Annotated in this window: 20 protein-coding genes and 2 pseudogenes; 10 read left to right on the top strand and 12 right to left on the bottom strand. The window is 69.8% G+C overall.

Annotated elements, in window-relative coordinates:
* Nucleotides 1-50 precede the first annotated feature (50 nt).
* The 4 genes from OG623_RS08080 (at nt 51) to recX (ending at nt 3,662) form a co-directional block, all read left to right on the top strand.
* A complete protein-coding gene (locus tag OG623_RS08080; protein WP_406145525.1) occupies nt 51-245 on the top strand; it encodes a DUF3046 domain-containing protein in 195 nt (64 codons plus the stop codon).
* 199 nt (nt 246-444) lie between these two features.
* Entirely contained in the window at nt 445-1,602 is a 1,158-nt protein-coding gene (locus OG623_RS08075) for an AI-2E family transporter (protein WP_406151734.1), read from the top strand.
* 227 nt (nt 1,603-1,829) lie between these two features.
* Nucleotides 1,830-2,960, top strand: a complete 1,131-nt coding sequence (gene recA, locus OG623_RS08070) for a recombinase RecA (RefSeq protein ID WP_406145524.1) — start codon at nt 1,830-1,832, stop codon at nt 2,958-2,960.
* A gap of 9 nt (nt 2,961-2,969) precedes the next feature.
* The gene (recX, locus tag OG623_RS08065) at nt 2,970-3,662 is read left to right on the top strand and encodes a recombination regulator RecX (RefSeq protein ID WP_406145523.1); all 693 of its coding nucleotides are present in this window, start codon (nt 2,970-2,972) and stop codon (nt 3,660-3,662) included.
* Between the two features lie 142 nt (nt 3,663-3,804).
* On the opposite strand, the pseudogene OG623_RS08060 reads toward recX, so the two are convergent.
* Nucleotides 3,805-4,167, bottom strand: a pseudogene (locus tag OG623_RS08060) (IS3 family transposase); the annotation flags it as partial.
* Between the two features lie 321 nt (nt 4,168-4,488).
* Nucleotides 4,489-5,415 (bottom strand): LysR family transcriptional regulator, encoded by a 927-nt coding sequence (locus tag OG623_RS08055; protein WP_406145521.1) that lies wholly within the window; start codon nt 5,413-5,415, stop codon nt 4,489-4,491.
* A gap of 86 nt (nt 5,416-5,501) precedes the next feature.
* Here OG623_RS08055 and OG623_RS08050 point away from each other — a divergent pair, with 86 nt between their 5' ends.
* The 4 genes from OG623_RS08050 to OG623_RS08035 are packed head-to-tail and all read left to right on the top strand — an operon-like array spanning nt 5,502 to nt 8,847.
* On the top strand, nt 5,502-6,620 hold the full coding sequence (locus OG623_RS08050) for an epoxide hydrolase family protein (RefSeq protein ID WP_406145520.1): 1,119 nt from the start codon (nt 5,502-5,504) through the stop codon (nt 6,618-6,620).
* The gene (locus tag OG623_RS08045; RefSeq protein WP_406145518.1) at nt 6,617-7,000 is read left to right on the top strand and encodes a hypothetical protein; all 384 of its coding nucleotides are present in this window, start codon (nt 6,617-6,619) and stop codon (nt 6,998-7,000) included. The genes OG623_RS08050 and OG623_RS08045 overlap by 4 nt, the downstream gene beginning before the upstream one ends.
* Entirely contained in the window at nt 6,997-7,887 is an 891-nt protein-coding gene (locus OG623_RS08040; protein ID WP_406145517.1) for a fumarylacetoacetate hydrolase family protein, read from the top strand. The genes OG623_RS08045 and OG623_RS08040 overlap by 4 nt, the downstream gene beginning before the upstream one ends.
* 54 nt (nt 7,888-7,941) lie before the next feature.
* A complete protein-coding gene (locus OG623_RS08035; protein ID WP_406145515.1) occupies nt 7,942-8,847 on the top strand; it encodes an SCO6745 family protein in 906 nt (301 codons plus the stop codon).
* A gap of 512 nt (nt 8,848-9,359) precedes the next feature.
* Here the strand turns inward: OG623_RS08035 and OG623_RS08030 are convergent.
* The 10 genes and pseudogenes from OG623_RS08030 to OG623_RS07985 all read right to left on the bottom strand — a co-directional run.
* Nucleotides 9,360-9,587 (bottom strand): annotated as a pseudogene (locus tag OG623_RS08030) (SDR family oxidoreductase); the annotation flags it as partial.
* Between the two features lie 104 nt (nt 9,588-9,691).
* Nucleotides 9,692-10,333, bottom strand: coding sequence for a hypothetical protein (locus OG623_RS08025; RefSeq protein WP_406145514.1), 642 nt, complete (start codon nt 10,331-10,333; stop codon nt 9,692-9,694).
* Between the two features lie 201 nt (nt 10,334-10,534).
* A complete protein-coding gene (locus OG623_RS08020) occupies nt 10,535-10,942 on the bottom strand; it encodes a rhodanese-like domain-containing protein (RefSeq protein WP_406145513.1) in 408 nt (135 codons plus the stop codon).
* Nucleotides 10,939-11,451, bottom strand: coding sequence for a cysteine dioxygenase (locus OG623_RS08015; protein ID WP_406151732.1), 513 nt, complete (start codon nt 11,449-11,451; stop codon nt 10,939-10,941). Before OG623_RS08015 ends, OG623_RS08020 begins: the two co-directional genes overlap by 4 nt.
* A 196-nt stretch (nt 11,452-11,647) precedes the next feature.
* The gene (locus OG623_RS08010) at nt 11,648-11,734 is read right to left on the bottom strand and encodes a putative leader peptide (protein WP_311605579.1); all 87 of its coding nucleotides are present in this window, start codon (nt 11,732-11,734) and stop codon (nt 11,648-11,650) included.
* Between the two features lie 32 nt (nt 11,735-11,766).
* Nucleotides 11,767-13,401 (bottom strand): FAD-dependent monooxygenase, encoded by a 1,635-nt coding sequence (locus OG623_RS08005; protein WP_406151731.1) that lies wholly within the window; start codon nt 13,399-13,401, stop codon nt 11,767-11,769.
* Between the two features lie 261 nt (nt 13,402-13,662).
* A complete protein-coding gene (locus tag OG623_RS08000; RefSeq protein ID WP_406145512.1) occupies nt 13,663-14,598 on the bottom strand; it encodes an amino acid ABC transporter permease in 936 nt (311 codons plus the stop codon).
* Nucleotides 14,595-15,242 (bottom strand): amino acid ABC transporter permease, encoded by a 648-nt coding sequence (locus OG623_RS07995; protein WP_406145510.1) that lies wholly within the window; start codon nt 15,240-15,242, stop codon nt 14,595-14,597. The genes OG623_RS08000 and OG623_RS07995 overlap by 4 nt, the downstream gene beginning before the upstream one ends.
* 185 nt (nt 15,243-15,427) lie before the next feature.
* On the bottom strand, nt 15,428-16,351 hold the full coding sequence (locus tag OG623_RS07990; protein ID WP_406145509.1) for a glutamate ABC transporter substrate-binding protein: 924 nt from the start codon (nt 16,349-16,351) through the stop codon (nt 15,428-15,430).
* A gap of 33 nt (nt 16,352-16,384) precedes the next feature.
* Nucleotides 16,385-17,170 (bottom strand): amino acid ABC transporter ATP-binding protein, encoded by a 786-nt coding sequence (locus OG623_RS07985; RefSeq protein ID WP_406145508.1) that lies wholly within the window; start codon nt 17,168-17,170, stop codon nt 16,385-16,387.
* A gap of 369 nt (nt 17,171-17,539) precedes the next feature.
* On the opposite strand from OG623_RS07985, the gene OG623_RS07980 reads away from it, so the two are divergent.
* The gene (locus OG623_RS07980) at nt 17,540-18,232 is read left to right on the top strand and encodes a response regulator transcription factor (RefSeq protein WP_362888698.1); all 693 of its coding nucleotides are present in this window, start codon (nt 17,540-17,542) and stop codon (nt 18,230-18,232) included.
* A 14-nt stretch (nt 18,233-18,246) separates the two neighbouring features.
* Entirely contained in the window at nt 18,247-19,641 is a 1,395-nt protein-coding gene (locus OG623_RS07975; RefSeq protein ID WP_406145506.1) for an ATP-binding protein, read from the top strand.
* Nucleotide 19,642: the final 1 nt, after the last annotated feature.

The following is a 19,642-nucleotide window of genomic DNA, read 5'->3' as shown; positions in this document are numbered from 1 at the left end:
GCAGGGCCCTCCCGGTCCGGCTGCACTCATAGGAGCGGGATACTGGGGGCATGCGGTTGACGATTTTCTGGGAACGGATGGCGGATCACTTCGGCGAGACGTACGCCGACTCCTTCGCACGCGATCACGTCATGGCGGAGCTCGGCGGCCGTACGGTGCACGAGGCCCTGGCCGCGGGCTGGGAGGCCAAGGACGTCTGGCGCGGGGTCTGCTCGGCGATGGGCGTGCCCGCGGACAAGCGCTGAGCCGGCCGGCAGCGCCCACCAGCACCCCGCATCACCTGCGCCGCACCCGTCCCACCGTCGCCCGTGCGGCCCCTGCCGGGCCGGGCGGTCGACTGTCACCGCGGTGAGCGAGACTTGTCGCGTGGCACCCACAGAAGAGACCGCGCAGATCCAGACGCCCGCTCCGCCGAATCCGCCGCCCGGCACCGGCCCCGCCCGCATGCCCGCCTGGCTGCCACGCGCGATGGTCATGGCGCTGGCGCTCTTCGGGTGCTACCAGCTGGGGAGCTGGGCCTTCCACCAGCTCATCGGGCTGTTGATCAACATCCTCATCTCCTTCTTCCTGGCGCTGGCCGTCGAGCCGGCGGTCAGCCGCATGGCCGACCACGGGGTGCGCCGGGGGCTCGCCACCTTCCTGGTCTTCCTCGCGGTGCTGGTCGCCGGGATCGGCTTCGTCTTCCTGCTCGGCTCGATGCTCGCCGGCCAGATCGTCGACATGGTCGAGGAGTTCCCCAAGTACCTCGACTCGGTGATCAACTGGGTCAACCAGACCTTCCACACGGAGCTCTCCCGGGTCCAGGTGCAGGACAGCCTGCTGCACTCCGACTGGCTCCAGAAATACGTGCAGAACAGTGCGACCGGGGTGCTGGACGTCTCCACCACCGTGCTCGGCGGGATGTTCCGGCTCTTGATGATCTTCCTGTTCTCCTTCTACTTCGCGGCCGACGGACCCAGGCTGCGGCGCGCGCTGTGCTCGGTGCTGCCGCCCTCCCGGCAGACCGAGGTGCTGCGCGCCTGGGAGATCGCGGTCGACAAGACCGGTGGCTACATCTACTCGCGCGGACTGATGGCGCTGATCTCCGGCGTGGCGCACTACGTCCTGCTGGTGGCACTCGGCGTGCCCTACGCACCGGCACTCGCGGTCTGGGTCGGTCTCGTCTCGCAGTTCATCCCCACCATCGGCACGTATCTGGCGGGTGCGCTGCCCATGCTGATCGCCTTCACCGTCGACCCGTGGTACGCGCTGTGGGTCCTCGGTTTCGTCGTGGTCTACCAGCAGTTCGAGAACTACATGCTGCAACCGAAGCTCACCGCCAGGACGGTCGACATCCATCCCGCCGTCGCCTTCGGCTCGGTGGTCGCGGGCACCGCGCTGATGGGTGCGGTCGGGGCACTGATCGCCATTCCCGCGGTCGCGACGCTCCAGGCCTTCCTGGGCGCCTACGTGAAGCGCTACGACGTGACGGACGATCCGAGGGTGCAGGGCGGCCGTCGCTGGAGCCGTGGTGAACCGGTGCTGTCGAGGATCAGGCGGGCCGTGTCGGGCGGCGGGGACGACGTGGGCCGGGCCGGCGACGCAGGCCCGACGGCTCACTGACCTCTTCTATGCCGGCCGTCGCGAGCCACTACGCTCGGCCGTGCCGGACCGGCGCGGTGCGCTTGACAGTGAAATCGAACATCCATTCTCATGGGATTCCGGCCGGGTTTTGCCGGTCCGGCTGTGGAGTTGTCCACAGGCCGGGAGGACGTCGAGGCCCATTGTCAGTGGCAGGGGTTAGCGTCTGTGACGTGAAGCGATCGACTCAAGCAAATCGGGTGGAACCCATGGCAGGAACCGACCGCGAGAAGGCGCTGGACGCCGCACTCGCACAGATTGAACGGCAATTCGGCAAGGGCGCGGTGATGCGCCTCGGTGAGCGGCCGAACGAACCGGTCGAGGTGATCCCCACCGGATCCACCGCACTCGACGTCGCGCTCGGCGTCGGCGGGCTGCCGCGCGGCCGTGTGGTGGAGGTGTACGGACCGGAGTCCTCCGGTAAGACGACGCTGACGCTGCACGCCGTGGCGAACGCGCAGAAGCTCGGCGGCTCGGTGGCGTTCATCGACGCGGAGCACGCCCTCGACCCCGAGTACGCGAAGAAGCTCGGCGTCGACATCGACAACCTCATCCTGTCGCAGCCGGACAACGGCGAGCAGGCGCTCGAGATCGTGGACATGCTCGTCCGCTCCGGCGCGCTCGACCTGATCGTCATCGACTCCGTCGCGGCCCTGGTGCCCCGTGCGGAGATCGAGGGCGAGATGGGTGACTCGCACGTGGGTCTGCAGGCGCGTCTGATGAGCCAGGCGCTGCGGAAGATCACCAGTGCGCTCAACCAGTCGAAGACCACGGCGATCTTCATCAACCAGCTGCGCGAGAAGATCGGCGTGATGTTCGGTTCGCCGGAGACCACGACCGGTGGCCGGGCGCTGAAGTTCTACGCCTCGGTGCGGCTGGACATCCGCCGGATCGAGACGCTGAAGGACGGCACCGACGCGGTGGGCAACCGCACCCGCGTCAAGGTCGTCAAGAACAAGGTGGCGCCGCCGTTCAAGCAGGCCGAGTTCGACATCCTCTACGGCCAGGGCATCAGCCGTGAGGGCGGTCTGATCGACATGGGCGTGGAGCACGGCTTCGTCCGCAAGGCCGGCGCCTGGTACACGTACGAGGGTGACCAGCTCGGCCAGGGCAAGGAGAACTCCCGCAACTTCCTCAAGGACAACCCCGACCTGGCCAACGAGATCGAGAAGAAGATCCTCGACAAGCTCGGCGTCGGTGTCCGTGCCGAGGACGCCGCGGCGGAGCCCGCTGCCGATGCGGCGGTCACCGCGGGTGCACCGGCTGATGCGGCGGCCAAGTCGGTACCGGCTCCCGCGACCAAGGCCAAGCCTGCCAAGGCCGCGGCGGCCAAGAGCTAGGGCCAGGGCATGACGCGTCGCACGGAGTGGCCGGGTGCTGACACGAGCGCGGACCCCGGTCCCGAGTACGCCGCAGAACCGTCCGGGGGGCCCCCGGAGCCCGGTCGGGGGGCCGGGTTCGGCGAGGGGGCGGGGCGTCGCTCCCGCTCCCGTACCAGAAGCAGCGGTTCCCCTTCCTCGTCGAGGGCCGAGAAGGGGGAACCGCGAGACCCGGTCGAGCAGGCGCGCAACATCTGCCTCAGGCTGCTGACCGGCACTCCGCGCACCCGGAAGCAGCTGGCCGACGCACTGCGCAAGCGGGAGATCCCCGACGAGGCCGCGGAAGAGGTGCTCTCGCGGTTCGAGGATGTGGGGCTCATCGACGACGCGGCGTTCGCGGACGCCTGGGTTGAGTCCCGGCACCACGGCAGAGGGCTCGCCCGGCGGGCCCTCGTGCGGGAGCTGCGCACCAAGGGGGTGGACCCGACGGTGATCGACGAGGCGGTCGGGCAGCTCGACCCCGAACAGGAGGAGGAGACCGCCAGGGAGCTCGTCGCGCGAAAGCTCCGCGCCACCCGGGGGCTGGACCGCGACAAGCGCCTGCGCCGACTGGCGGGCATGCTCGCGCGCAAGGGGTACGGCGAGGGGATGGCCCTGCGCGTGGTGCGTCAGGCGATCGAGGCCGAGGGGGAGGACACGGAGGGACTGGACGAGCCGTTCTGACCGGGGGCCGGGGGCGTCCGGACAGGCCGACGCTTCGGGGCCCCGGCCGAACCCGGTCCGCGAGGCCGTGAAGGCGCGGGGCAGGCGGGCGAGGAACCGGGCCAGAGGCGGCGGTTGCTTCTCGAGGGCCGGGGGCTGCGAAGATCCAGACCATGACCGCGGAGCCGGCCGTGCCACCAGGGAGGGCAACCGTGAGGTTCCAACGTCCTGCGTAGCTGATGAGCGCACGGCGGTCGAGGACGTTTTCCGCAGCAGCGCGAAAAAGCTCTCCATGGCCGCGTTGTCGCCTGCGGCACCGGCTCTCCCATCGATCCGATCGTGCTGTGACGTGCGAGAACGGACACGAAATTCGGTGAGCGAAATTGCGCCCCGCGGTCGGAATGCACGATGCATCCGGCGACCTGGCCGCGACGGGCCGCGACGGATTCAAGGCCCTCACCGAGAGACCGGACTTCATCCAGGTGTCGATCGAGTAGCCCACGATGCGGCCCGAGTACACGCCCTTGGCAGGGCGTCGAACTCGTCGTCATCAAGGAACTCCTCGGCCACGCCCACGTCGGCGTCACCGCTACCGTCTACGCCCATGTCTGATTCCGGTTGTGGTGAGTGCGGTGCACACCGGACGTGGTACCGAATGCGCGAGGTGCGGCCTGACCGCGCCGTACTGTCCATGCCTGATCGGGCGCGGCGCGCTCGGCGTCGTCCGGTTCAGCGGTGCGCGGGACGTCGCCGGAGGAGTCCCCGAGCTCGTCGGGACGCTGGGACGCTGGGGCGGTAAACCGGGCAAGGGCCGTGATCGCTTGTGTGTGGGCGGAGCCCCCGTTGATCATGTCGTGCGGGTCGGTCCCGCACGGTGGGTTCCGGTGAGCAGAGCTTCGGCATGCTTACGGAAAGCGGTGACCAGACGGCCGCGGTCGCCGGAACGCGTGGCGAGTACGACCTGGCTCGGTTCGACTCCGCGCAACGGGACGGTGGTGAGGCTGGGATGCAGGCCGGTCGCGTGGTCCAGGGGCGGCCCGATGGCCACGGCCTGCCCGGCGGCGATGAGTTCGTGTTTGTCCTCAAGGGCTTCGACCAGGGGGCCGTCGGGCGCGGGCCGCCCGTCGGGCCGGGGATCGAGCCGCCAGTAGGCGTTCAGCGACGGGTCGGACTGGCGTACGTGGGGGATCGGCTCGTCGGTGATGTCGCCGAGGGTGACCGACTCCTCGCCGGCCAGACGGTGGTCCCGGGGCACGACCAGTACGCGCGGTTCGTCGTAGAGGACGGTGACGCGCAGCTGGTCGGTGGGGAACGGCAGGCGCGTCACCACCGCGTCGACGCGGTGCTCCAGCAGCGCGCCGCGCGAGTCGTTCCAGGCGAGCAGGCGGGTGTGGACCTCGGCATCGGGATTGCGGTCGAGCAGGGCGCGCACGGCCGGAGTGATGACCAGCCCCTTCGTGTAGCCGATGGTGACGCTGCTGGGCCGGGCCGCGGCCCGAGTGCGGGCCATCGCCTCGACCGCGGTGCGCAGCAGCCCCTGGGCCCGGGGCAGGAAAACCTCGCCGGCCTCGCTGAGCCGGGTGCCGCGCGTGGTGCGGTCGAGCAGGCGGACGCCCACTTGCTGTTCGAGGCGGCGGATCTGCCGGCTCAGCGACGGCTGGGTGGTGTGCAGCGCTTCGGCGGCACGGCCGAAGTGCTGGTACTCGGCGACCACCGTGAAGCACTGCACCAGCCGAAGGTCGAGGTCCACGGGTGCGGGGAAGCGTTCGGACATCACCCCACTCTAGCCTGGCCTTATACGCATCCTGTATTACATGTTCCGGAACAATCATTGGACTGCGCGCTCGTCGCGGCCGCACCGTGGTCACCATGACATCGGACCGCGTGACACCGTTTCGTATCGACATTCCGGACAGTGCCCTGGAGGATCTGAAGGACCGGCTCCACCGGGTACGCCTTGCCGGCCGGGAGACAGCGCCGGACAACAGCCAGGGGGTGCAGCGAGAGCGCCTCGAGGGGCTGCTGGAGTACTGGGCCACCGGGTACGACTGGCGCGATCTGGAGCGGCGGCTCAACGAGCTGGGCCAGTTCCGCACGACCATCGACGGTCTCGGCCTCCACTTCATGCACGTACGCTCACCCCGCCCCGACGCCACCCCCCTGTTGCTGCTGCACGGATGGCCGGGCTCGTTCCTGGAGTTCCTCAAGACCGTCGCTCCGCTCACCGAGCACGGCTTCCACCTCGTCGTCCCCTCGATGCCCGGCTACGGCTTCTCCGACCAACCCGCCTCGACAGGCTGGGACCCGGACCGGATCGCCCGCGCGTACGGCGTGCTTATGCGACGCCTCGGCCATGACTCCTACCTGGCCCAGGGAGGCGACTGGGGCGGTGTCGTCGCGACCCGCATGGGGGCGCAGCGCCTGGCGGGCCTGCGTGCGATCCACGTCAACTTCCCCGAGTTCCTCGCCGCACCACCGGTCGGCGACGCCCCGGCCCCTGAGGAGAAGGCCGCACTCGAACAGGGCAGCCGCTTCTTCGCCGTCCATTCCGGATACCACGTGGTGCAGCGCACCCGGCCGCAGACCATCGGCTACGCCCTGACCGACTCCCCGGCCGGGCAGGCCGCCTGGATCTACGAGAAGCTCCTCGACTGGACCTGGCCCGACGCCCTCACCCCCGACGAGATCCTCGACCACATCTCCCTGTACTGGTTCACCGGCACCGCTGCTTCCTCTGCCCGCCTGTACTGGGAGTACGCCCGGCAGCCGCTCGTTCCGAGCGAGCTGGACCTTCCCGTCGGGGTCAGCGTCTTCCCGGACGAACTGACCCGTACCCCGCGCATCTGGGCCGAGCGCGCCTATCGCGACCTGCGCTACTTCAACGACGACATCCCCGCGGGCGGCCACTTCGCCGCCCTGGAGCAGCCCGAGCTGTTCGTCGAGGAGATCGTCAAGTTCGCGCGGACGGTGGCCGCGTGATGACGATCGGGATCAGTGGGGGCACGGACGGCAGCGGGCGTGGGGACCGGGCCGTGGCCGTCCGGACCGACGGGGTCAAGGCCGAGCCCGGCGCCCGGTTCCAGCGCCCCAGGCGTACGGAGACCGCCGACGGCCCGGCATCCGACTCCGCGCCGACCTGCCTCAGCCGTTTCCCGCTCAGTCACGGCCTGCTCAGCCACGGCCTGCTCAGTCACGGCCCGGCCGGCCTGCTCGGCCGCACTGTCGATCCGGTCGTGCTCGACTTCGGCGGCGCAGGGCGTTTCGAGACCGCCGTCAAGGAGATCCCGGACCGGCAGGCATCCTCCCTCGCCGACGCACAACGCCTCCACGACCGCACCCGGGAGGTGCTTGCCCGATGAAATGGGTCAGCTACCGCTCCGCGGACGGCTCCACGCGCTGCGGCGTGATGCGCGACAACGAGATCCACGCCGTGGGCACGGGCCTGTTGGAGCTGCTGCGCGCCGAAGGCGGGCTGGACGCCGCCGCAACCAGGAAACCGACCGAGATCGTCGAGCCGGCCACCGTCAACCTGCTGGCACCGATACCGGTTCCCCCGGCGGTCCGGGACTTCGCCGCGTTCGAACGTCACATCAGGAACGCGGGTAAGGCAGCCGTCGGCGACGACAGGGTCAGCCCGGTCTGGTACGAGTATCCGCTCTTCTATTTCTCCAACCCGGCGGCGATCAAGGGACCGCACGACGCTGTCGCCATCGCCCCGGGCGCTCAGTTGTGGGACTACGAGGTCGAGGTCGCTGCGGTGATCGCCGGGGACTGCTCGAACCTCGACGCCGCCACGGCGGAGCATCACATCGCCGGCTACCTGGTCTACTGCGACTGGAGCGCACGCGACATCTCCGCGAGCGAGATGGGGTTCGTGTACGGCCCGTCCAAGAGCAAGGACGCCTCGACCAGCCTTGGCCCGTTCCTCGTCACCCCCGACGAACTGGAGCCCTACCGCTCGGGTCGGGGCTATGCGTTGCGGATGGACGGGTACGTCAACGATGAGCATTACGGCGGCGGAAGCTGGGACGAGATCCACTGGTCGTTCGGCGAGATGCTGGCGCACGCGTCGCGCGGCACCTCGCTGCGAGCCGGTGACATCATCGCCAGCGGCCCTGTGGGCACCGGCTGCATCCAGGAGTTGTCCGGCCGCCGCCCCTACCTGGCACCGGGAGACACGGTCCGGATCGAAGTGCAGGAACTCGGCGCGATCTCCGCACGGATCACCGCGCCAGAGCCGTCCTGACGTACCGGACGCACCAAGAACGACCTTGATCATTCCACTTGCCGGGAGACCACGATGCATTTCGCCAGCACCTTCGCTCGCGCCGACAGGGATCTGAGCGCCGTCCGCGAGGTCAGCCTCACCATCAACGCGACCCACCTTTTCGTCTACTTCATCCCCGAGGCACCGGAAGAGGCCGCCAAGCTGGGCGTGACCGAGTACGCACCGGCGTACTTCGCGTTCCGGTCAGCCCCTATGGGCGCAGTCCCATGGCAGGTCACGCTCGCAGTCTTCTACAACTTCAGCCCGCGGTCGGTGCAGGCCATGGCAGGCGTCTGGGACACAGCGTCGCCACAGGAATGGCAGGCCGCTCGCTTCACAGCCGTCGACCGTGCGTTGCAGCGCGTCGGCGTGAGCCTCACCGCCGATCAGATCGCCGAGGCGCGATCGCTGATCGACCCGGTCGTCGCGAGCGCCGACTACGCCGGGAAGGCGATGGCTGCCTCCAACGCCTCGGTCCTTCTCCCGGCCGATCCGCTCGTCGCGCTGTGGCAGCAGATCACGGTGCTGCGCGAGTGGCGCGGCGACGCGCATTTCACCGTGCTCGCCGCCAACGGCATCGGGCCGTGTGACTGCAACGTGCTGCAAACCGCGACAGGTCACTTCCCGGAAGCGATCGCGCGTGCCACCCGGCTGTGGGACGACGAAGAGGTGGCCGCGGCAACGACACGCCTCGTTGCTCGCGGCTGGCTCGACGCCGACGGCACCGCTACCGATGCCGGCATCACGGCGCGCGAGCAGATCGAGGTCGAGACCGACGAGCACTGCGCGGCGCTGTGGACGCCGATCGGCGACGCCGACGTCCGTCGCCTCACCTCGCTCATCAGGCCGATGCACGACGCGTTCACCGCAGCCGGGACATACCCCTTCCGCGTGGAGACGGGAGACACGCGGCCCGTCGGCCCGGAGGCCGCCAGGTAGGCCTCGTCCTCGCGCAGCCGTGACGAACTGACATGCAGCGCAGGGTGGCGCTGGGGGCTGGACCGGGAGCGAGGCCGACGGTACAGCGATCAGCGGTAGCAGTGATTTCCCCTGTCGGACAACCGACACACCTGACGGATCGCCAGGGTGGTGCCGCAGCACATGCCGGATCTACTGCGGAGGCCACCCGGCCCATCATGTGGGCCGGGACGATTGCCTGCCGCGGGACGGGCCGAGCACCATCGTGGCGCCCATGCCGGCTCCGCAGACGGCCTCGACTGCGGCTGCTGGTCGCCAGTGGCGCGGCCAAGCTCGCACGCATGGACGGCGCCACCTACCCGGCCGCTCTCACCCGAGCCGCCGCTGCCTTTGCCGCGGTGGTCACCCTGGCCGCCGCGGCGGCGGGAGCCTTCGCCTCCGTCCTGTCCTGAACCGGCTGACGCGTGTTCGCCCCGGGCTCGCACCTGGGCGTATCCAGCGTCGGCGGAGAACTCGGCACCGTTGACGCAGCTCTAGGCATCCGAGGCGAGGAACGTCGTGACGACGGCTATCTCCTCGCGCTCGGCGAGCAGGCCGAGGGGGACGGCGCCTTCGGCTTCCTTGAGTATCTCGGGCGGAACCAGCTCCAGCAGCCCAGCGGTGCCTGTGCCGCCCGAGGATATGACGTCGACGCGGAAGCCGTGTGCGCGCGGTCTGAGGGCCCATCCGCGGGCGAGGTTGCGTACGGCGGCCTTCGACCGGCGTGCAAGGTGGAGACCGTTCTGACCGGATGGCCTGCGGACATGGGGCAGGGGGCCGAAGGCTGCCGATGCCGGTCCGTGCTGATCGGTGGAGTGTGAGGAGCTCAGTGGCCTGCCATCGACGCCCGGCGGATCGTGGCGTCGATCAGGGCCAGTGCGTCGGCGGCCGTGCGGCCGGGGTGCCGGTTCCAGGGGCCGATCAGACCGGTCCAGCCCTGTGAGCGCAGCTCGGTGATGAGCCAGGCCCCGGCGCGGTCGACGGTGTCCAGCGATCCGTAGCCGAGCCGGTGGGCGGTCAGCATCGCTCCGCAGAGGCAGCGCGCACCACGGGCGTTGCGCAGCCGGTAGGGGGTGTTCTGCCATCCCCACTCGGTCAGGATCTGCCGGGCGTGGCCCAGATGCGTGGACGGGCGCACATCCGGCTGTCCGATGCGGCGCCACGCATGCAGACGCTCGGGCAGCGCGGCGCCGAGGCGCCCGGGAAGCGGGCGCTCGCGTGGCGGGCGCGGGGCCAGCGTCCGCAGGGAGTCCTCGATGAGCCTGTCGACGGGCACGGACAGCAGGTCCCGCCAAGCGGCCGGAGGGGCGGGCCGCGTTTCGTGACCGGGGACGGATGTCGCCGGTGCGGGCACCGGCTCCTGGGCGGTCTGCTCCCAGCCTGTGACGATGCGCTGCCAGGCGTCGGTGTCATGGAGCCGGGCGGCCTGTGTGTCGAGCTGGTCCGGGGTGAGCTGAGCGGTTTCCATCGGCGCGACATCTCCGTACATTCCGGTCCTCGGTGATGAGGTGAATGTCCGTCGTGCGCGAGGATTGCTCCACCGGAGAGCAGCGTTCGAGTGGGCAGGAGCGCCATTCGGTCCTGCGAGCTGCGAGCAGACGAATGACCGGTGACAGCGTCACCGGTCATCTCAGTCGACGGGGGCCGGGGCGGGGGCCGGGTGCTCCGGTCAGGGGGTGACCGGGAGGCCGGCCGCGCGCCACGCCTGGAAGCCGCCGGTCAGATCCGTGGCCCGGTGCAGCCCCAGCTGTCGCAGGGAGGAGACCGCGAGACTGGAGGCGTAACCCTCGTTGCAGATCACCACGACCCGCAGATCATGGCTCACCGCCTCCTCGGCGCGGTGGCTTCCCTGCGGATCGAGCCGCCACTCCAGCTCGTTGCGCTCGACCACCAGAGCCCCTGGGATCAGGCCGTCCTTCTCGCGCAGCGCCGCGTAACGGATGTCGACCAGCAGCGCGCCCTCGGCGGCCGCTGCCGCCGCCTCCTCGGGCCCCACCCGCTCGTAACCGGCGCGTACCCGGTCGAGCAGTTCGTCGATGCCCACCGGCTTCTGCCGGTCCTGGCCCCCTTCGCTCACTGCCAGTCCTCCGGGCGCTCGGTCTGCTCCAGGCGCAGCACCGCGCCCGTACGGCTGTAGCGGCGGATCTGCGGCAGGGGCGGGTAGTAGGCGTGCACCGACACGGCGTGCTCATCGCCGGACTCGTTGAGCACCTCGTGGACATGGTGCCGGCCGAAGGCCCTGCCCTGGCCGGTCGCCAGCTGCCGTTCCCGGTCGATGCCCTCGCTCAGTTCGAGGGTCTTCCAGCCGTCGGTGGGCAGCCGGGCGGCCAGCGAGTGTTCCTTGAGCGCGCCCGCGGCGACGGTGAACGCCCCGGTCGACTCGGCGTGGTCGTGCCAGCCCGTGCCGGTGCCGGGAGGCCAGCCGATCAGCCACGCCTCGCTGCCGCCGGGACCCTCGAGCCGCAGCCAGGTGCGCCCCTCGGGGTCGAGTGGGAGTGAGCCGACGAGCGCGGCGTCCTGCGCGGTCCGGCGGACGAAGGCCAGCAGTTCCGCCGCGGTCGGGGCCGGTGCGGGGGCCTGGGCCAGGGCGTCCGCACCGGCGGTGGCCGGAGCATTCACGTCGGCGGTGGCCAGGAGCGCCGGGTCCGTCTCGACGGCGGAAGCGGATGCGGACACGGGCGTGGGCAGGGTGGGGAATGATGCAGACACAGGGACCGTCCTGAGAAGTTCGCGTGGAAGCACAGCCGTGCGCGCAACAGCACGACGTGCGATGAGAGGCGATTCAGCAGGACGGGCGACACACGCAGCCCGCATAGCGGACGAGGTCCATATGGACCCTCCGCCACAGGCGCACATCGGTGTCGGTCATGATCTGGAGTACACCATGTGCGCCTGCGGCGGTCAATTGACGTCCGCGGTCCGGTCGGAGCTCGTGGTGGTGCGGTCCTGGCCGCCGTGCGCCGTGTCCGCGCCACCCCCGCGCGCTGTGTCTGCCGCCGCGAGCAGCTCGGCGGGGCGTACACCGTTGAAGGCCGCGACGAGATGCCCGTCCGGCCTGACCAGCAGCACCGTGTGCGCGGTGGCTCCCGGATAGCTCTCGGTCACCAGCAGCTCGGCGTTCACGGGGAGGGCCTCCACCGCGTCGACGAGCCGGGGCATGACCCCGGCGGTCAGCCAGTGTCGTCTGTCCCACACGCCCGTGCCCGGTGCGACCAGGATCACCAGCAGCGGCCCCAGACCCAGCCGGTCGCGCAGCCGCACGGTGTTCCCGTCAGGCGCCGTCACCCGCACATCGGCGACGGGCGCCCCGGGTGCCGTCCCCACCGACGCATGAGCCTCGGCGCGTCGAGGTGCAAGGGGGGAGTGGGCGTACGCGGGGGGCGCGCCCAGTGGCCCGCACCCCAGATGACCGTCGGCCAGCAAGGTGTCGTGACCCCGCGCCGAGCCCGGTACGAGCGTCCGGAGACCGCCGCCGCCCCGCAGTATCGGCAGTGACTGGTCGGCGGCGCGCAGTCGGGCCGCGACGGCCGCCCTGCGCTCGGCCTGGTAGCTGTCGAGCAGCAGCTCGGAGGCGCTCTGATGCCAGGCCTGGGCCAGCTTCCAGGCCAGGTTCTCGGCGTCCCGCAGCCCCTCGTCCAGGCCCTGGGTGCCGAGCGCGCCCAGCAGGTGCGCGGCGTCGCCGGCGAGGAAGGCGCGCCTGGACCGCCAGCGCCTGGCCAGCCGGTGGTGCAGGGTGTACACGCCCGTGTCGAGCAGTTCGTACGCCGGAGTCTCGCCGCACCAGCCTTCGAGGGTGTCGCGGATCCTGGTGATCAGCGCGTCGGGAGTGACGAGCTCGCCGCGCGGTGGAAGGAGCCAGTCCAGCCGCCACACGTCGTCGGGCAGCGGTCGCGCGGTGATCTCGGAACCGCCGGTGCGCCAGGGCGGAGCCCGGTGGAGCACCGCCTCTCCAGGCCAGGGGAGTTGGGCACGGAGCGCGGCTACGGCGTGCCGCTCGACCGCCGTGCGGCCCGGGAACCTGATGTCCAGGAGCTTGCGTACGGTGGAGCGCGCGCCGTCGCAGCCCACCAGATAACTCCCGCGCCACCAGGTCGATCCGGGCTCCCGGGTGTGCACCGTGATCCCGTGCGCGTCCTGTTCCAGGGTGTCGACCCTGCTGAACGGCACCATGGTGACCAGGTCCTGCGCGGCGACCGCGGCCCGCAGACCGCCGGCCAGCGCGTGCTGCGGCAGATGGACGGGTGCGGGCAGCGGGACGGTGCCCGCCTCCTCGCCCAGAGGTACGGCCCGTACCAGTTGCTTACGCCGCACGGACCGCCAGCCGGCCCACCGCAGCCCCGCGTCGTGGAGCGTCGAACAGCCCAGCCGTGCCACGAGGTCCGCGGTGTCCTCGCGCAGCACGACGGTACGGGCGGGGCGCGGTTCGTCCCTGCCGGGACCTTCGTCGAGCAGGACGGACGGCACTCCCTGAGCCGCGAGGGCGAGCGACAGCGCCAGCCCGACCGGCCCGGCGCCGACGACGATCACCGGGTCCACGGTGTGAGCCATTCGGCGCTGGTGGGAGTGGCTGCGGAGGTTGTCGATGCGGAGGGGGAACCAGGGGGTGCGGCGGCGGTGGTTCGGGGCGCGATCACAGAACGAATGCAACCCACTGCCGCTGCTTGCGTCAAGCGACAGTGGACGGGAGGCCCGCGTTGCCGCCCCACGCAACCCGTGCGGCCTCCGAAACCCCGGACAGCCCGCCGGTGTACCGACGGGCTGTCCTGAGCGGGATGCGAAGAGGCGACGAGCGGTCCGTCAGCCCTTCTTGCCGGTCCCCTCGTCGGCGTCGGCGTCGGGTCCGACTGCCGGGTCCTCGGCGGGAGGGACCGTCAGACCGCCGGCGGGGATGGCTCCCGGGGTCTCGGCGGCCGTGGCCACCGCGATCCCCGTCTTGGCCCGCCTGCCGCGCTTCTCGATCCAGGTGGCGAGTGCCGACAGGAGCAGACACATCGCCACATAGATCGTGCCGATGACGGCGATCGTCGAGACGTACGCGTACTGGCCGTTGACCTGGGTGTTGGCGGCGATCAGGCGCGCCGTCTGGAGCAGCTCCGGGTACAGGATGATGAAGCCGAGCGAGGTGTCCTTGAGGGTCACCACCAGCTGGCTGATGATCGTCGGCAGCATGGCGCGGACCGCCTGCGGCATCAGCACGCTGACCATGACCTGGGTCTTGCTCATTCCGAGGGCGTAGGCCGCCTCGCTCTGGCCCTTGGGCACGGAGTTGATGCCCGCGCGCAGCACCTCGGCCTGGACACTGCCGTTGTAGATGGAGAGTCCGAGCGCCAGGGCCCACATCGAGTAGTCGGTGAGGAAGCCGACCCAGATGGCGTAGATGGTGATCAGCAGCGGGATCGAGCGGAAGAGCTCGATGAAGGTGGTGGCGGCCCAGCGGACCGGCTTGTGATCGGAGAGCCGGCCGACGGCCAGCACGACTCCGAAGATCAGCGAGCCGATCGCCGCCAGGCCGAAGGCCTTGAGCGTGGCGAGCACGCCGTCGGCGATGTTCTGCCGGATGCCCGAGTAGTTGAAGATGTCCCACATCTCGGGGGCGAGATGCCCCTTGTCGGCCAGTCGCATCAGGCCGACCGAGATCAGGGCGATGATGGCGAGGCTTCCGACCACCGCGTAGATCCGGTTACGGGTGGCCGCCTTGGGGCCGGGGGCGTCGTAGAGAACGCTGGCACTCATCGGGCGACCTCCATGCGGCGCTCCAGCAGCCGGAACAGACCGCTGATGACAAACGTGATGACCAGGTAGCCGAGTGCCACCCAGATGAAGATCGGTCCGATCGCGTAGCCCCGGTCGCTCATCAGCTTCTGCCACCCGAAGAGTTCGCTGACGCTGAAGGCGCCGGCGATCGCCGAGTTCTTCGTGAGCGCGATGAAGATGCTGCTCAGTGGCGGGATGACGATCCTCGTCGCCTGGGGGAAGATCACGATGCGCAGGGTCTGCGTGAACGTCATGCCGATGGAGCGTGCGGCCTCGGCCTGCCCCAGTGGGACGGTGTTGATGCCCGAGCGGACCGCCTCGCACACGAAGGACGAGGTGTAGAAGCCGACGGCCAGCGAGCCGAGCAGGAAGGGGCTCATGCCCGGGAAGAAGATCTCCGGCACCACGAAGAAGAAGATCAGGAACAGAAGCGTCAGCGGGGTGTTGCGCAGCAGGGTCACCCAGGCGGTGCCGAAGAAGCGCAGCGGCGGCACGGGGGACACCCGGCAGCCGGCGATGGCGATGCCCAGGACCAGGGCGATGACCGAACTGATGACGGTGATCGACACAGTGCCTATGAAGCCGTCGCGGAATTCCGGGAAGTTGTCGAGCAATACGTTCATGGGGTCTCCGCGTCGGCGGTCAGCGGCATCAGGGCAGGGGAAGGGCGCCCCGTACGCCGCTGCGCCCGATGGGCGGCGACGTACGGGACGCTTCACTCACGTGTGCGGCGTCAGTGACAGAACGTCGGTGACGGGCTGCGTCAGTGACAGGGTGTCGGCGACAGGACGTCAGCGACGGGGCTGCGTCAGTAGCGCTCGATGGCCGGCGGCTCGATGTAGTCCGAGCCGGACAGGCCGAGGGTCGCCTCGTAGATCTTCTTGTACGTGCCGTCCTCGGTGTGGGTCTCCAGCGACTTGTCGATCGCCTCGCGGAGCACCTTGTCGCTCTTGTTCAGACCGATGCCGTAGGGCTCGTCGGTGAAGGGCTTGCCGACGACCCTGAGCTTGCCGGAGTTGGCGGCGGCGTATCCCTTGAGGATCGCGTCGTCGGTGGTGACCGCGTCGATCTGCTTGGTCAGGAGCTGCTGCACGCAGTCCGAGTACTTGGCCAGCTCGACGACCTTCGCGCCGTACTCGGGCTTCTTGATCTCCTGGAGCGGGGTGGAACCCACGATCGAGCAGACCTTCTTGTCCTTCACCGACTCCTTGCCGGTGATGGAGGTGTCGTCCTGACGCACCAGCAGGTCCGCGCCGGCCTTGTAGTACGGGCCCGCGAAGCCGACCTGCTTCTTGCGCTCGTCGTTGATCGTGTAGGTGCCGACCATGAAGTCGACCTGACCCTTGGCGATGGCCGTCTCACGGATGCCGGAGTCGACGGTCTTCCACTCGATCTGCTTGTCCGTGAAGCCGAGGTCGGCCGCGATCATACGGGCGATCTCGATGTCGAAACCGGAGCGCTCCTTGGTCGACTGGTCCTCGAAGCCGAGGTACGGCTGGTCGGCCTTGGCACCGATGACCAGCTTGCCGCGCTTCTTCGCCTCCTTGAAGACCGGCGAGTCCAGGTCGACATCGGTCGCGACCGTGTACTTCGGCAGCTCGGGCGCCTCCGACGAACCGGGCTTGACGCCCGACGGCTTGTCGCCGGCGGAGCCCTCCTTGCCGCCGCACGCGGTGGCGGTCAGGGCGAGCACAGCGATGGCCGCAACAGCGGCCGACTTACGGAGCTTCATGTCAACAATCCTTGTGTCGTAGGTCGTCGGTAGTCAGTGGTGAAGAATCTTCGACAGGAAGTCCTTGGCCCGGTCGCTGCGCGGATTGCTGAAGAACTGATCGGGAGTCGCCTCCTCGACGATCTTCCCGTCCGCCATGAAGACCACACGGTTGGCGGCCGAGCGGGCAAAGCCCATCTCGTGGGTGACGACGACCATGGTCATCCCCTCGCGGGCCAGCTGCTGCATGACCTCGAGCACCTCGTTGATCATCTCCGGGTCGAGCGCCGACGTGGGCTCGTCGAAGAGCATCACCTTGGGGTCCATCGCCAGCGCACGCGCGATGGCGACGCGCTGCTGCTGGCCGCCCGAGAGCTGCGCCGGGTACTTGTCCGCCTGGACGCCGACGCCCACGCGGTCGAGCAGGCTCCTGGCCTTCTCCTCGGCGGTCTTCTTGTCCGTTCCGCGGACCTTGACCTGGCCCAGCATCACGTTCTCGAGCACCGTCTTGTGCGCGAAGAGATTGAACGACTGGAAGACCATGCCGACATCGGCACGCAGCCTCGCCAGCTCCTTGCCCTCCTGGGGCAGTGGCTTGCCGTCGATCGCGATCGCGCCCGAGTCGATCGTCTCCAAGCGGTTGATCGTGCGGCACAGCGTGGACTTCCCGGACCCGGAGGGCCCGATGACTACGACGACCTCGCCGCGGGCGATGGTCAGATCGATGTCCTGGAGCACATGCAGCGCGCCGAAGTGCTTGTTGACGTCGCTCAGTACGACAAGGTCACCACCCGCAGGTGCGGCATCCTCGGCGGCCTTGGTCACTGAAACTCCGCTCATCGGCTTCTTGCTCCGTCCTCCTCGGTTAGGCAAGGACCCTAGTGACGCAGTGCTACCAGCGTCATTACATCTGAGCGGAAATTGAGCATAACGATCCGGCCGCAACCGGACACACGGCGTGAAGGGGACGTCACGGGGCACCCGGCGGCGTACCGGGTGGGTAACGGAAACCTGGTGGTAACCGGCGGGGACTTGACTGGCGTACCTGTCATCGGCGTGGATGCCCTGGTACGGGAATCACATGAATCGCCGCGGTACGGGAAGATTCGTCGGGCGGAACACCGGTGGATCGTCACGCACGGTTCCCGGCCGTCGCGAAGAACGTGGCTCGGCCACGGGATGACGCCGAAAGGCACGGAAAGGGGGGGCATGAGACTGCTGCTCGTCGAGGACGACGACCACGTTGCCGCTGCCCTGTCCGCCGTGCTCTCACGTCACGGCTTCCAGGTCGTGCACGCCCGCAGCGGCGAGGAGGCCCTGCAGGCCCTGCTGCCGGCCGACAAGGAGCCCTTCGGGGTCGTCCTCCTGGACCTCGGGCTGCCCGACCAGGACGGCTACGAGGTGTGCGGGAAGATCCGCAAGCGTTCGGCGATCCCGGTGATCATGGTGACCGCGCGGGCCGATGTCCGCTCCAGGATCCACGGCCTCAACCTCGGCGCCGACGACTACGTCGTGAAGCCGTACGACACCGGTGAGCTCCTCGCCCGTATCCATGCCGTCGCCCGGCGCAGGAACGCCGGTGAGGACACCGGTCCGACGCCGCTCGCCGCCCTGCGGATCGGCCCGGTCCACATCGAGCTGCCCACCCGCAGGGTCAGTGTCGACGGCCAGGAGGTCCAGCTCACCCGCAAGGAGTTCGACCTTCTCGCGCTGCTCGCGCAGCGCCCCGGGGTGGTCTTCCGCCGGGAGCAGATCATCAGCGAGGTGTGGCGGACCAGCTGGGAGGGGACAGGACGCACCCTGGAGGTGCACGTCGCCTCGCTGCGCTCCAAGCTGCGGCTGCCCGCTCTGGTCGAGACCGTGCGAGGAGTCGGCTACCGGCTCGTCCCGCCGCCGGCCTGAGGACGTACGCCCCCGTGCGCACCCGTCTGCTCCCCCTGCTCATCATCCTGATGGCAGCCGTGCTCCTCGCCCTGGGCTTCCCGTTGGCCGTCCGGGTGGCCGCCGCCGAACAGCAGCGGGTCGTCATCGACCGGATCGACGACACGGCGCGCTTCGGCGCGCTGGCCCAGTTCGTCGACGAACCCCTCGTCGGCACCGACGAACGGCAGCGGATACTCCAGACCGAACTCGAGGCCTACCACTCGGTGTACGGGATCCGCGCCGGAGTCTTCTACCGCGACGACACGGCGCTCGCGAAGGCGCCCGGCTCCTGGTCCCTGCCCGCCGACGGGGAGGGCAGAGCGGCCTTCGAGGAGGCCCTGCTCGGCCGCCGCTCCCACGACCCCTCCCAGGTCTGGCCCTGGCAGGACGACCGGATCGTCGTCGCGTCCCCGGTCGTACGCGACGGTGACGTGGTCGCCGTCGTCGTGACCGACTCGCCCACCGGCGACATGCGGTCCAGGACGGTGCGCGGCTGGCTGCTCATCGCCATCGGCGAGGCGGCCGCCCTGCTGGTGGCGGTCGGCGCCGCGTTCCGTCTCACCGGATGGGTCCTGCTGCCCGTACGGGTCCTGGACGCGGCCACCCATGACATCGCGAGCGGCCGGATGAGGTCGCGGGTCGCCGCGTCCGGCGGGCCGCCCGAACTCAGACGGCTCGCCCGCTCGTTCAACGAGATGGCCGACAACGTCGAGGACGTGCTGGAGCAGCAGCGCGCCTTCGTCGCCGACGCCTCGCACCAGTTGCGCAACCCGCTGGCCGCGCTGCTGCTCCGCATCGAGCTCCTCGCCCTCGAACTGCCCGACGGCAACGAGGAGGTCGCCTCGGTCCGCACGGAGGGCAAGCGCCTCGCCCAGGTGCTCGACGACCTCCTCGACCTGGCGCTGGCCGAGCACACGGAGGCCGATCTCCGGCTCACCGACATCGCCGCGCTCGCCGCGGAACGCGTCGCCTCATGGCGTCCGCTGGCCGAGGAGAGGGGCGTACGGCTCGTCCTGGACGGGGTGCCCGCCGTGACCGGCTGGGCCGATCCGATCGCCCTGTCCAGCGCGCTGGACGCCATCATCGACAACGGCCTCAAGTTCACCCCCGAAGGCCAGGAGGTCCGGGTCACCGCCGGGTCGGAAGGCGAGGGCGTCACGGTCGTCGTCGCCGACCGGGGGCCAGGTCTGACGGAACAGGAACTGGAGCGCATCGGCGACCGCTTCTGGCGCAGCGGGCGGCACCAGAACGTCAAGGGATCCGGTCTCGGACTGTCCATCTCGCGTGCCCTGCTCGCGGCGGGAGGGGGATCGCTCCGCTACGAGACGCATCCGCCGCACGGCCTGCGGGTGACGGTCACCGTGCCGCGCAACCCTCCGCACACATGAG

Origin of the sequence: Streptomyces sp. NBC_01012 (assembly GCF_045162755.1) — a bacterium.
Classification (GTDB): Bacteria; Actinomycetota; Actinomycetes; order Streptomycetales; family Streptomycetaceae; genus Streptomyces.
Note: the sequence above shows the minus strand (reverse complement) of the source record. Positions and strands in the feature narration are given on the sequence as shown.

Bases quoted from the DNA above. Each gene is read 5' to 3' on its own strand.
- OG623_RS08080 (WP_406145525.1), top strand. From the start codon at position 51: ATGCGGTTGACGATTTTCTGGGAACGGATGGCGGATCACTTCGGCGAG.
- OG623_RS08075 (WP_406151734.1), top strand. From the start codon at position 445: ATGCCCGCCTGGCTGCCACGCGCGATGGTCATGGCGCTGGCGCTCTTC.
- recA (WP_406145524.1), top strand. From the start codon at position 1,830: ATGGCAGGAACCGACCGCGAGAAGGCGCTGGACGCCGCACTCGCACAG.
- recX (WP_406145523.1), top strand. From the start codon at position 2,970: ATGACGCGTCGCACGGAGTGGCCGGGTGCTGACACGAGCGCGGACCCC.
- OG623_RS08055 (WP_406145521.1), bottom strand. From the start codon at position 5,415: ATGTCCGAACGCTTCCCCGCACCCGTGGACCTCGACCTTCGGCTGGTG.
- OG623_RS08040 (WP_406145517.1), top strand. From the start codon at position 6,997: ATGAAATGGGTCAGCTACCGCTCCGCGGACGGCTCCACGCGCTGCGGC.
- OG623_RS08035 (WP_406145515.1), top strand. From the start codon at position 7,942: ATGCATTTCGCCAGCACCTTCGCTCGCGCCGACAGGGATCTGAGCGCC.
- OG623_RS08025 (WP_406145514.1), bottom strand. From the start codon at position 10,333: ATGGAAACCGCTCAGCTCACCCCGGACCAGCTCGACACACAGGCCGCC.
- OG623_RS08010 (WP_311605579.1), bottom strand. From the start codon at position 11,734: ATGACCGACACCGATGTGCGCCTGTGGCGGAGGGTCCATATGGACCTC.
- OG623_RS08000 (WP_406145512.1), bottom strand. From the start codon at position 14,598: ATGAGTGCCAGCGTTCTCTACGACGCCCCCGGCCCCAAGGCGGCCACC.
- OG623_RS07995 (WP_406145510.1), bottom strand. From the start codon at position 15,242: ATGAACGTATTGCTCGACAACTTCCCGGAATTCCGCGACGGCTTCATA.
- OG623_RS07990 (WP_406145509.1), bottom strand. From the start codon at position 16,351: ATGAAGCTCCGTAAGTCGGCCGCTGTTGCGGCCATCGCTGTGCTCGCC.
- OG623_RS07985 (WP_406145508.1), bottom strand. From the start codon at position 17,170: ATGAGCGGAGTTTCAGTGACCAAGGCCGCCGAGGATGCCGCACCTGCG.
- OG623_RS07980 (WP_362888698.1), top strand. From the start codon at position 17,540: ATGAGACTGCTGCTCGTCGAGGACGACGACCACGTTGCCGCTGCCCTG.